Genomic DNA, 12,650 nt, shown 5'->3' with positions numbered 1-12,650 from the left:
GCAACTAGTGATTCGCCGGTCTGTGAGTGATTCACTGTAAACGAACGTAAACCGTCAAACCAAAGTAGCATGTTCGCAGAAATTTTCATCAACCGGCCCGTAACCGCCATTGTCGTATCCATCGTGATTATGGCATTGGGTGTGCTGGCTCTTTTAAGTTTACCGGTCAGTCAGTATCCCGACATTACCCCACCGGTTGTGCAGGTGACCGGTACCTATACCGGCGCTGATGCGCAGACGGTCGAACAAACGGTTGCAACGCCGATTGAGACGCAGGTCAACGGTACGCCGGGTATGAGCTACCTGCAAACCAACGCGACCAACGATGGCCGGATGACGATGAATGTAACATTCGATGTCGGTACGGACGTAAACATTGCCGCGCTGGACGTACAGAACCGCGTTGGTATCGCTCAACCACAGTTACCCGAAGAGGTGACCCGGTTGGGCGTCGTCGTGCGCAAGCGGAACCCGTCGCTGTTTATGCTGGTGGCTATGTACTCACCTAAGGGCACGCACAATGTTTCCTTTCTGGACAACTACACGAACATTTATATCCGGGATGCCCTGCTGCGGGTCCCCGGTGTCGGGGATATTTTCAGCCGGGCCGATGATTTTAGTATGCGGATCTGGCTCAAACCCGATCGGCTGGCGCAACTTGGGTTGACAGCGGATGAGGTAGTCGCGGCATTGCAGGAGCAAAACCTTCAGGTTGCGGCCGGTTCGGTAGGTGCTCCGCCACAACCCGGTACACAGGCATTCGAATACACGGTCTTTACCAATAGCCGACTCAGCAAAGAGTCCGAATTCAACAACATCGTCGTTCGCAGTGATCCGGCTAGTGGGTCGCTGGTCTACATGAAGGATGTAGCGCGGGTGCAGCTTGGTAAGTTTTCGTATGCCAGCAACTCGTTCGTCGATGGGAAACGGGCGTCTTATCTGCTGGTCTACCAATTGCCGGGCAGTAACGCACTGGCAACGGCGAAAGGCGTCTATGCCGCGATGGATAACCTGAAAAAGACGTTCCCGAAAGATATTGAATATGTCGTGCCATTTGAGTCGGTATCGGTTATTCAGGTTTCGATTTCGGAAGTGGTCGAGACATTGCTCGAAGCACTGGTGCTGGTTATTCTGGTCGTCTTTTTATTCCTGCAAAGCTGGCGGGCCACGCTCATCACGCTGCTGGCTATTCCGGTGTCGATTATCGGAACGTTCGCCCTGTTTATACCGCTCGGTTTTACGATCAATACGCTGACACTTTTTGCCTTCGTACTGGCCATTGGTATTGTGGTCGATGATGCCATTGTGGTGGTCGAGGCCGTGCAGGTGAACATCGACAAAGGGATGACACCCAAGGAAGCGACGATAGAGGCCATGCGCGAAATTTCGGCTCCGGTTGTTGCCATTGCGCTGATCCTGGCGGCTGTATTCGTACCCGTCGGTTTCATTCCCGGTATTGTCGGGAGGTTGTATCAGCAGTTTGCAATCACCATCGCCGTATCGGTATTGATCTCGGCTTTCGTTGCGCTTTCGCTGACACCAGCGCTGTGTACGCTGTTGCTTCGCCCGATGCACATTGACGAAAAGGCGACAGGTCTGAACAAGTTCTTTTATAAATTTAACCAGTGGTTCGAACGGGTAACGAATTCGTATTCAAACACTGTGCAGCGGCTTATCAAAGCGACGCCCTTAGTGCTGGTTGGACTGGTTGTTCTGTATATTGGAACGGGGTTGATGTTCCGGGCAAAACCAACGGGCTTTATTCCGACGGAGGATGAAGGTCGTCTGATCATCACGTACGAAATTCCCGAAGCGGCTTCCACGACCCGAAGTCTGGAAGTTCTGAACCGGATAATGGATATATTGAAGAAGCAGCCTTACGTGAATCACTTTGCGGCATTGGGTGGTTTGAACGCGGTTACGTTTGCTTCGAAGTCCAACAGCGGTACGGTCTTCATGTCGCTGAAACCTTGGGATGAGCGTACAGACCGGAACCTACAGGCTGATTCACTGGTACTCAAGTTACAGAAGGAATTGTCGGTGCTTAATGATGCCCGGCCTCAGGTCTTGCAGCCGCCTGCCATTCCGGGATTGGGCCAATCGTCAGGGTTCACGTTCGAGATCCAGCAGCGGGAAAGCAACGACGACGTACGAGCCTTCGATAACGTGGTGCAGAACTTTCTCGCCGAAGCCAATAAACGGCCTGAAATTGCCCGCGCCTTTACCTACTTCACCGCGAAAGCGCCCGCCTACCGGGTCGATGTGGACCGCGACAAGTGTAAGAAACTGGGTATTTCGGTTAGTAACGTGTACCGAACTATGCAGACATTTCTGGGTAGTCAGTATGTCAATGATTTCATTATTTACGGACGAAAATTCCGGGTAGTGGCCCAGGCTGATACGATGTACCGGGCCGATGTAAAAAATCTGGGTCAGTATTATGTTCGGAATCAGGGGGGGCAACTGGTGCCGATCAGCGCGGTTATCACAACCAGCGTCATCGAAAACGCGCCCCTCATTTCTCACTTCAACCTGTTCCGCTCTGTCGAGTTGAACGGGGCTGCCAAACCGGGTTTCAGTAGTAGTCAGGCAAACGACGCCCTGCGTGAAGTAGCCGCCAAAGTCCTTCCGGCGGGTTATTCGTACGATTTCGGTGGGTTGAGCCGCGAGGAAATTAACGCCGGTAACAGCTCCATTTACATTTTCATGCTGTCGGTGGCGTTCGTGTTCCTGTTTCTGGCAGCTTTGTATGAAAGCTGGTCAGTACCCTTTTCCGTTCTGCTCTCGGTTCCGATCGGGGCATTCGGTGCCATCCTGACGCTGCTTCTTTTTCCCTATCTGAACAACAACGTGTATGCGCAGATCGGGCTGATTACGCTGATCGGTCTGGCCGCTAAAAACGCCATTCTGATCGTGGAATTTGCGAAAGAACGGGTAGACAAAGGGGAAGACCTGCTGGAATCGACCATTGAAGCGGTTCGGTTGCGCTTACGGCCTATTCTGATGACTTCACTGGCGTTCATTCTGGGTGTCGTTCCGCTCGCGATTGCCAGTGGAGCCGGTGGGGTAGCCCGTGCAACGATTGGCCGGACGGTGCTTGGTGGTATGCTGGCCGCTACGTCGCTGGCAATCTTTGTTGTGCCGGTGCTCTACGTGGGTATCACACGACTGGCCTACGGTAAGAAAGGGCTGGAAGCGTTAAAGGCAAACGCCAAGAAAGAGGGAGAATCCACAACGCCAGCTACCCAAACGGTTCCGGCAACCAATAGCCAGAACGATGGTGAGCACAGAGCCTGATAGTAGTTTAATCTGTTGACAGCAAAGGGAGCCGATTTACGAATTGGCTCCCTTTGCTGTTTTTAGCAGAATGGTGCGTGCTGCTCGACAATTCATACGCCGTATCTCCAAGATACGGCGTACGAATTGTCGAATACCGAACTCCGTACAATCTCGCCTTTCCTCCAGTGCCTATGGCATTGAATACATTGGCTCTATTTACACTACAATTGCCACCGACTGTTGATTAATGTACTGTATGTCAGTGATTTGTGCGGAAATTTAATCGAACTATCCAGTAGGTAAAATCGTTGTTATACTACTAGACTCAACGACTAATTCATGCCTGATTTCAAGCCCAACATTATCCTGTATACGGCGGATGCACTCAATGAACGGGGCGAAGCAGTGGTGGCTCAATTTCCTGATGCAGAGACACTTGAAGTAAAACAGCACAACCGCCTGCCCGAGTTGGGTATGAACCACTTTAAGGTCAAATCGGATGTGCTGGTACTAGGGAAACTCAAGACGCAGGCTATCAAATGGAGCGGTCGCAGTTCGGACTATATCGCGCCGAGCCTTGCCAACGGTTGTTTCGGCGGCTGTGCGTATTGCTACGTTGACCGGCACAAAAACGTCAACCCGATTACGCTATTCACCAACGTCGAAGAGATCGTTGAATCGGTGGATAAGCACGTCATGAGTCAGGCGTGGCCTCGGGTTGCCAATCAGACAGACCCCGATTTTTATACCTACGACATCGGTTGTAACTCCGATATTTCTGTCGATTATGACCTATCCAGCGGCATTCGGCAGGTGTTGGAATTCTACCGCGATCACCCTCGTGCGAAGGCAACCTTTGCCACAAAGTTCGTCAACCGGTCTATGCTTGATGTTGACCCAAAACGGAAAGTACGCATTCGCTTTAGCCTGATGCCGGCCCACGTAAGTAAACTGGTGGACGTTCGGACGGACAGTATTGACAAACGTATTGCCGCTATCAATGAGTTCTACGATGCGGGTTATGAAGTACACGTCAACTTTGCCCCGGTGATCGTCTACGGTGGTAAACAATGGCGTACGGACTACCGAGAGTTGTTCCAGCAACTGGATAGCGCTTTGCGTCCCGAAGTGAAGACGCAACTGAAAGCGGAGATCATCTTTCTGACGCACAACCAGGGACAGCATCAGGCTAATCTGGCGATCAATCCAAAAGCAGAAGAGTTACTATGGGTGCCTGAGTTGCAGGAGAGTAAGGTCAGTCAGTTTGGCGGTTGGAATATCCGCTACAACCATCAGTTGAAGAGCAAGATGATTATGGTGTTTGAACGACTGGTACAGGAAGAAATTCCCTGGTGTGAGATTCGCTATATCTTCTAATCAGCACAGAGCCCGATTCACTGGCATCGGGCTCTGTGCTGGTTAATCTTAATTCGAGTGCCCGCCTTTGCTGCCACCGCTGGCGTGGCCTGCACTGCTGCCTCCTTTTGAATGCTTCGCGCTCTTGTGCGAGGTCGAACTGCCTTTCTGACCGTGCTGCGTGCCGTTATCCTGGTTGCCCGTTACCCGTTGATCCTTGTATTCTTCTTCGACTTTTTCAAGCGTTTTATCAGCCATGACTTTTCTTGTTGAGTTATAAAAGCCAAACTGCCTGGCACGTATTTTGTTCATGTATTCATGCATAAACGAGCACCTGGAACTAATTGCCGACCAGGCTGCTTACCGCAGTTTTTAACCAGAAACTGATTGACTCCGCGACTGACTTACAGACGTAATTGTCTATCTTTGGTTAGTTATGACAACAAAATCACCTTCAAACACTGTCTTTACCCGGCAAACGCTCGATTTCCTGCGCGATCTCGTCGAAAACAATCACCGCGACTGGTTTCAGGCCAACCGACCTCGGTATGATGCGGCTAAAAATGAACTTTGTGGCGTCGTCGAGCGTGTATTGGCTGGTCTGAGCCCCTTCGAACCACTGGCCAATACGGCTGTGAAAGATTGCATTTTCCGGATCAACCGCGATATTCGTTTTTCGAAAGACAAGGCTCCTTACAAATCCAATCTGGCCTTTGCTGTTGGACCCGGCGGGCGGCACTCGGGCCGGATTGATTATTACGTGCAGATTCAGCCGGGGAACCAGTCCTTTCTGGGAGCTGGCATGTGGCAACCGACACCCACTAACCTGGCTAAATTCCGGCAGGAAATTGACTATAACGTTGATGAACTAAAGGAGATCATAGAAGCCGATGCCTTTAAGGCGTATTTCCCGGAAATCAGTGGCGAAAGCCTGAAAGTCATGCCGAAGGGGTACTCCGCTGACCATGCCGAAAGTGAGTTATTGCGTCGAAAGGAGTTGTTCTTTATCCATCGCTACACGGATAAAGAGGTGTTGAAGCCAACCTTCGCCGACGAAATTGTACGAGGTTGCGGACTGATCAAACCCTACTGCGACTTTCTGAATTACCTGTTCTTTGACGAGAAAGAGGAACCCGTTACGCTTTAAACAAATGATATAGACATGAGATTTTTCCTGACTGTACTGCCAGTGCTGCTGATTGCCTCGTTTGCCCAGGCACAAACGTCCTCGACATACCCTACCGGCTACCTGTATCGAGTAGAAACAGGTGTGGGGAATCGGCAGGTATATATAAGCAATCAACGTCCTTTTAACGCAAATGGTGAGCTTGTCGGTGCCGGTGATTTAACGGCGCAGACGCAGCAGGTGTTCGAAAATCTGAAAACGGCACTTGGCGCTGTCGGTCTGACACTTCGAGATGTGAAACAAGTGACTTACCATGTTAAAGGCCAGGATGCTCAGGTCAATTCGGCACTTACGCAAGAGGTAACAAGCGCCAGCGCAGCGTATTTTACGCAAGGTATGCCCGGTATTGCCGAAGTAAAAAGCATTCCCCAAATCGTTCAGGACAAGGTATTGGTTGAAATCGAAGTGATCGCGGAGAAATAGTTAAAAAGCCGCTGGTAGATCTACCAGCGGCTTTTTAACTATAATTTTTAAACGCGAATTGCGGCCGTCTATACTTCGGCCAGCATCGACACTGCTTTGCCTTCGAGGAGCGTTTCGCCCATGAGGTAAACGTCGGCAGCGCGGGCTGCTTCACGACCTTCGGAGATGGCCCAGACAACCAGTGACTGCCCCCGGCGCATATCGCCAGCCGTAAATACTTTTGGATTGGTCGTTACCTGGTAATTCGATGCCCGTACGTTACCCCGTTCGTCGTATTCAACACCCAGTTCATCCAACAGACCGTTGTGTTGCGGGTGCAGAAACCCAGCGGCCAGCAACGCCAGTTCGCATGGGATGTCGCGCTCTGAATTGGGTACTTCAACCATCTGCATCCGACCATTCTCGTTTTTCCATTCCAGATCAACGATACGCATCGCCTTCAGATTGCCGTTGTCGTCCCCAATGAACGCTTTGGTGTTGATCGACCAATAACGTTCGCAGCCTTCCTCGTGCGAGGTACTGGTGCGGAGCATCATCGGCCAGTTGGGCCAGGGGGTACTGGTGGCACGATCTTTCGGCGGCTGTGGCATCAGTTCAATTTGCGTGATGCTGGCGGCACCGTGCCGGTTCGACGTACCAACGCAGTCGGAACCGGTATCGCCACCACCAATAACAACGACGTTTTTATCCGTTGCCCAAAGCTCGCTATCGGCATAAGGAACGCCCTGATGATCGACATGTACGGGCCGGTTTGCGTTTCGTTTATTCTGCTGACTCAGGAACTCCATCGCCGGGTAAACTCCTTTCAGGTCGCGACCTGTAATGGACAAATCGCGCGGAACGGTAGAGCCGCCAGTAAGCATGATCAGGTCAAACTGGTCCAGTAGGTCATGCGCTTTCAGATCGACGCCGACATTAACACCCGTTTTGAACGTTACGCCTTCGGCTTCCATAACCGCCAGCCGCCGGTCGATCGTCCATTTTTCGAGCTTGAAGTCCGGAATACCGTAACGTAGTAGCCCACCGATCTGATCGGCCCGTTCAAACACCGTCACCGTATGACCGGCCTTATTCAGTTGCGAAGCAGCCGCCAGACCAGCGGGTCCGGAACCAATGACCGCTACTCGCTTACCCGTCCGCACCTTAGGGGCTTTCGGGGTGACGTAACCACGCTCAAAGGCAATCTCGGCAATCGATTTCTCGATAAACTCGATCGCAACGGGGGGCTTGTTGATCCCCAACACGCACGAAGCTTCGCAGGGAGCCGGACAGATACGCCCCGTAAATTCGGGAAAATTATTGGTCGAGCTTAGAATCTCGTAGGCATAGGCCCAGTTCTGTTCATAGACAGCATCGTTGAACTCTGGAATGATGTTGCCAAGCGGGCAACCGCTGTGACAGAATGGCGTTCCACAGTCCATACAGCGAGCGGCCTGCCGCTGGGAGTCATCGCCCGAAAAGGGCATTTCAATTTCCTTATAGTCGTGAATCCGCTGTTGTGGTTCGCGCTTCTTAGGCAGTTCGCGCGCGAATTCTAAAAATCCGGTAGGTTTTCCCATAATACTATGCAGTGCTTAGCCCTGCGTCACGTCCACTACAATGTCCTGATAAACAATGCTTTTGTCTCGAATCTGATCCGCCAGCGAGATGCCTCGTCCGGCGAGTGCAGCGCGGAAATCACCCGGCATCACCTTGACAAACCGACCAATCTGCTGGTCCCAGTCCTGAATCAGGGCCAGGGCAACATTACTAGTAGTGTATTGGAAATGCTTGTCGATGTATTCCCGAACGATCCCCTGATCTTCGTCATTCAACGGTTCGAGACTGACCATTTCCGGGTTTACTTTCGACGCGAAGGTTCCGTCCTGATCGTACACGTAAGCCACCCCGCCCGACATGCCAGCCGCAAAGTTGCGTCCCGTCTGGCCGAGGATGATGGCAAGGCCGCCAGTCATATATTCCAGACCGTGATCACCAATACCTTCGACGACCACTTTCGCGCCGGAGTTACGAACGCAGAACCGCTCGCCGGCCATACCCCGGATAAACGCTTCACCCGATGTGGCACCATAGAACGACACGTTGCCAACGATGCTGTTTTCTTCGGGTTTAAACTGAGCGGCCCGGTCCGGATACACAATCAACTGCGAGCCGCAGAGACCTTTTCCGAAATAGTCATTGGCGTCACCTTCCAGTTCGAGTTTAATACCGCTCGTGCCGAATGCCCCAAAGCTCTGACCAGCCGTACCCCGTAATTTAACGTGGATGGTGCTTTCGGGCAGACCTAGTCCACCGTAGACTTTCGAGATTTCGTTCGACAACATGGTCCCAATACTCCGGTCGATGTTCTGCACCGTAAACTCGGCGTACACCGATTCTCCAGAATCAAGGGCTGGTTGGGCCACGTCGATCAGTTTCCGGTCGAGAACGTCGTCCAGGTAGTGATTCTGCTCTTCCTGCTTGTACAGCGCAACGTCGAGGTTCGTTGGTTCTTTGTACAGCAGCGCATCAAGATTGACGTTTCTGTATTTCCAGTGTGGCAAATCGTCGCGGAGTTCGAGCATCTGCGCCTGGCCAACCATTTCGTTGATGGTGCGGAAACCAAGGTCAGCCATGATCTCACGAAGTTCCATCGCCAGGAAGGTGAACATGTTCACTACATGCTCCGGCTTGCCCGTAAAGAGCGCGCGAAGTTCTTTATTTTGCGTAGCCACACCAACGGGGCAGGTGTTCAAATGACACTTCCGCATCATGATACAGCCTGTAGCCACCAGCGCAGCGGTAGCAACGCCGAATTCCTCAGCACCGAGCAGTGCCGCAATGGCCAGATCGCGACCCGTACGCATTTGCCCGTCGGTCTGTACCGTTACCCGGCCACGTAGTTTGTTGCGAACCAACGTCTGATGCGCTTCGGCTAAGCCCAACTCCCACGGCAGACCCGCGTGACGGATCGACGATAGGGGAGATGCACCCGTACCGCCATCGTGTCCCGAAATCAGGATGTGGTCAGCGTGGGCTTTGGCAACACCAGCCGCAATGGTTCCTACACCGGCTTCCGATACCAGTTTAACACTGATACGAGCGGCACGGTTGGCGTTTTTAAGATCAGAAATCAACTGCGCCAAATCCTCGATCGAATAAATGTCGTGGTGAGGAGGGGGCGAAATCAGGCCAACGCCAGGGGTTGAGTGACGCGTGCGACCGATCCAGTCGTCTACTTTGAAGCCGGGTAACTGACCACCTTCGCCGGGTTTGGCACCCTGCGCCATTTTGATCTGCAACTCTTTGGCATTCGTGAGGTAATTGCTCGTTACACCAAACCGGCCCGAAGCGACCTGTTTGATGCCCGAGTTCATGCTGTCGCCGTTCTGAAGTGGCTTGTACCGAAGTTCGTCTTCGCCCCCTTCGCCGGAGTTGCTTTTGCCACCAATGCGGTTCATGGCAATGGCCAGTGTTGTGTGCGCTTCCCACGAAATCGAGCCAAACGACATCGCTCCCGTTGCAAAGCGCTTGAAGATGCTTTCGATCGGTTCTACTTCATCCAACGGAATCGCGGCACCCTTCTTAAATTTCAGCAAGCCACGCAGCGTAATCGCTTTCTGCGTCTGGTCGTTGATGAGCTTCGAGTATTTTTTGAAAAGTGCGTAATCGTTTTTCTGCGTCGATTGTTGCAGCAGGTGAATCGTGTCGGGGTTGAAAATGTGCTTTTCACCCCGCTGTTTCCACTGATAGATACCACCCACTTCGAGCCGGGGCGCCAGCACCCGCGTATCGGGGAAGGCGATGCAGTGGCGAACGAGAATTTCGCGGGCGATTTCATTCAGGCCCATGCCGCCAATGCGCGAAATCGTGCCGGTGAAGTAACGCGAAACGACATCCTGATTCAGACCAAGGCACTCGAAGATCATCGCGCCCTGGTACGATTGCAGCGTCGAAATACCCATCTTCGAGAAGATTTTTAGTAATTCGCCGTTGACCGCCTTCACGTAGTTCTTATACAGCTTGTCGAGGTCGTAATCAACCTGCAATAGGCCTTTTTCCTGCATGTTGGCAATGGTCTCGAACGCCATATAAGGGTTCACACCCGACGCGCCATAACCAATCAGCGTAGCCACGTGGTGCGTTTCCCAAACATCACCCGCTTCAACCACAATACCCACTTTTCCCCGCAGCCCCTGACGAATCAGGTGGTGGTGAATAGCCGAGGTGGACAACAGGGACGGAATCGGCGCATGGCTCGAATCAATGGCCCGGTCAGACAGAACCAGAATGGAATAACCGTCCTGAATAGCATCTTCGGCGTAGCGACAAATCCGATCAAGCGCCCGTTCGAGGGATTTCCCGTCTCCGTCGGCGGTAAAGAGGCAGTTGATGGTTTTCGCCTGGAATTTCGGTTTATCGATGAACCGAAGCTTATCGAACTCCTGCGTGGTGAGCACTGGTTGTTCCAGTTCAACCTGCCGGCAATGTTCGGGCGATTCGCTCAATAGATTATAGGTCGCACCAACGAACGAAATGAGCGACATGATCGAGCGTTCCCGAATCGAATCAATCGGTGGGTTGGTTACCTGAGCAAACAACTGCTTAAAGTAATGGCTCATGTGCTGGCTCTGTTCCGACAGAATGGCCAGCGGTATATCGATGCCCATCGAACCAAGCGCTTCTTTGCCCGTTTCGACCATCGGCGCCAGAATCATCCGCAGATCTTCGGAGGTGAAGCCGAAAGCCTGCTGCATCTGCATCAGCTTAGCCGGGTCATAGTTGCGATAAGCACGGATGGGGGCTTCCAGATCCGAAATCCGGATTTTGTTGGCATCCAGCCAGTCCTGATACGGCTTGCGGGTCGAAATCTGTGCCTTGATTTCCTCATCGGCTACGATACGACCCTGTTCCATGTCAACCAGGAACATTTTGCCCGGTTGCAGGCGACCTTTTGACACGACCTTGGCCGGATCAATGTCCAGCACGCCCACTTCCGAAGCCATGATGACGATATCGTCATTGGTTACCCAGAACCGGGAAGGGCGCAGACCATTACGGTCGAGTGTCGCACCCACGATGCGGCCATCGGTAAACGAGATCGACGCTGGACCATCCCAGGGCTCAATCAGGGCCGCATGGTACTCATAAAAGGCTTTCCGAATGGGGTCCATGTGCTCGTTGCCATCCCAGGCTTCCGGAACGAGCATCATCATTACGTGCGGCAGCGAACGACCGCTCATGACCAATAGCTCAATGGCATTGTCGAGGTTGGCCGAATCGGATTGCTTCGGATCGCAGATGGGCAATAACATGTCCATCTCATCCTTCGTAAACTTCGCTGTTTCGAGCAGCCCTTCTGCGGCTTTCATCCAGTTGACGTTGCCGCGCACCGTGTTGATCTCACCGTTGTGCGCAATGTAGCGGAACGGCTGGGCCAGTTTCCAGGATGGGAACGTATTGGTTGAGAACCTGGAGTGCACAACGCCCAATGCCGACACCACTTCTTCCTGCTGAAGATCAGGGAAGTAAGGCTCCAGCTGTAACGTGGTAAGCTGACCCTTATACGTTATGGTACGGCAGGATAGCGACGAGAAGTAGAAATGATCGACACCCGCAACGGTTTCGTTGATGATGCGCGTGCTGTAGTTACGGAGAATATAGAGTTTCCGCTCAAAATCATCCGCGTTTGTAATATCGACCGGGCGTTTGATAAACACCTGCTCCATTTGCGGTTCGGCAGAGCGCGAGCCATTGCCCAAATCGCTGTTATTGACGGGCACAACACGGTAGCAGAGCAGTTCCAGCCCCAGTTTTTTCATGTTCCGGTTCAGAATGGCCCGGCACTCTTCGCGCAGCCAGACATCTTTCGGAAAATAAACCATACCAACGCCGTATTCGAGCGCTGGCGGCAGATGAACGCCTAGTTTACGGGTTTCATCCAGAAAAAACTCGTGTGGAATCTGGATCAGCAGGCCCGCGCCATCGCCGGAATTGGCTTCGGCACCAACAGCACCCCGGTGTTCCATCCGGCGGAGCATCTGAAGCGCATCCGATACAATTCGGTGTGACTTCCGCCCTTTAATGTGGGCCACAAAGCCAATACCACAATTGTCGTGTTCGAACTCCGGACGATAGAGTCCCGGACTGGATGGTTCCGAACTGGATGGTTCCGGACTGGATTGGCCCGCGAAAAGTCCCTGAGTAGATGGAGTCTGCAAGGCTTGTTGCTGGCAGTCCGTTAATTGGTCAACCTGATCAGACATGGTCGTAACAGCGTTGGGTTATGCTGCCGTTTTTAGCCTCCTGATTATCAGAATTGTAAAAAATGGCAGCTTTAATTGGGAAATTCTAAATTAATTAACGTACCGGCTGGTAATTTAATTCGAAGTTGGCAGCCGAGTTGACGGGCGTTTGCGATAAAGTC

At 52.4% G+C, this 12,650-nt stretch carries 7 protein-coding genes; 4 read left to right on the top strand and 3 right to left on the bottom strand.

What is annotated here, in order from left to right:
• Positions 1–69: 69 nt before the first annotated feature.
• Both GK091_RS16085 and GK091_RS16080 read left to right on the top strand, forming a co-directional pair.
• A complete protein-coding gene (locus GK091_RS16085; RefSeq protein ID WP_246202243.1) occupies positions 70–3,297 on the top strand; it encodes an efflux RND transporter permease subunit in 3,228 nt (1,075 codons plus the stop codon).
• Positions 3,298–3,618: 321 nt separating this feature from the next.
• Entirely contained in the window at positions 3,619–4,656 is a 1,038-nt protein-coding gene (locus GK091_RS16080; protein ID WP_164040227.1) for a spore photoproduct lyase family protein, read from the top strand.
• A gap of 48 nt (positions 4,657–4,704) precedes the next feature.
• On the opposite strand, the gene GK091_RS16075 is transcribed toward GK091_RS16080, so the two are convergent.
• Positions 4,705–4,893, bottom strand: a complete 189-nt coding sequence (locus GK091_RS16075; RefSeq protein ID WP_164040225.1) for a hypothetical protein — start codon at positions 4,891–4,893, stop codon at positions 4,705–4,707.
• Positions 4,894–5,071: 178 nt separating this feature from the next.
• Here GK091_RS16075 and GK091_RS16070 point away from each other — a divergent pair, with 178 nt between their 5' ends.
• Both GK091_RS16070 and GK091_RS16065 read left to right on the top strand, forming a co-directional pair.
• Entirely contained in the window at positions 5,072–5,782 is a 711-nt protein-coding gene (locus tag GK091_RS16070) for a DUF2461 domain-containing protein (RefSeq protein ID WP_164040222.1), read from the top strand.
• A gap of 15 nt (positions 5,783–5,797) precedes the next feature.
• The gene (locus GK091_RS16065) at positions 5,798–6,244 is read left to right on the top strand and encodes a RidA family protein (RefSeq protein ID WP_164040220.1); all 447 of its coding nucleotides are present in this window, start codon (positions 5,798–5,800) and stop codon (positions 6,242–6,244) included.
• A 68-nt stretch (positions 6,245–6,312) separates the two neighbouring features.
• Here GK091_RS16065 and GK091_RS16060 read toward each other — a convergent pair whose 3' ends face one another.
• Positions 6,313–7,803 (bottom strand): glutamate synthase subunit beta, encoded by a 1,491-nt coding sequence (locus tag GK091_RS16060; protein WP_164040217.1) that lies wholly within the window; start codon positions 7,801–7,803, stop codon positions 6,313–6,315.
• 15 nt (positions 7,804–7,818) lie between these two features.
• Positions 7,819–12,489, bottom strand: a complete 4,671-nt coding sequence (gene gltB / locus GK091_RS16055; protein ID WP_246202242.1) for a glutamate synthase large subunit — start codon at positions 12,487–12,489, stop codon at positions 7,819–7,821.
• Between the last annotated feature and the right edge of the window lie 161 nt (positions 12,490–12,650).

The sequence above is a fragment of the Spirosoma agri genome, from assembly GCF_010747415.1.
GTDB lineage: Bacteria > Bacteroidota > Bacteroidia > Cytophagales > Spirosomataceae > Spirosoma > Spirosoma agri.
This window is presented reverse-complemented; position numbering and strand designations above follow the sequence as displayed.

What these genes read in the sequence shown, in the direction of transcription:
- GK091_RS16060 (WP_164040217.1), bottom strand. Translation starts at nt 7,803, where the DNA reads ATGGGAAAACCTACCGGATTTTTAGAATTCGCGCGCGAACTGCCTAAG.
- GK091_RS16065 (WP_164040220.1), top strand. Translation starts at nt 5,798, where the DNA reads ATGAGATTTTTCCTGACTGTACTGCCAGTGCTGCTGATTGCCTCGTTT.
- GK091_RS16075 (WP_164040225.1), bottom strand. Translation starts at nt 4,893, where the DNA reads ATGGCTGATAAAACGCTTGAAAAAGTCGAAGAAGAATACAAGGATCAA.
- gltB (WP_246202242.1), bottom strand. Translation starts at nt 12,489, where the DNA reads ATGTCTGATCAGGTTGACCAATTAACGGACTGCCAGCAACAAGCCTTG.
- GK091_RS16085 (WP_246202243.1), top strand. Translation starts at nt 70, where the DNA reads ATGTTCGCAGAAATTTTCATCAACCGGCCCGTAACCGCCATTGTCGTA.
- GK091_RS16080 (WP_164040227.1), top strand. Translation starts at nt 3,619, where the DNA reads ATGCCTGATTTCAAGCCCAACATTATCCTGTATACGGCGGATGCACTC.
- GK091_RS16070 (WP_164040222.1), top strand. Translation starts at nt 5,072, where the DNA reads ATGACAACAAAATCACCTTCAAACACTGTCTTTACCCGGCAAACGCTC.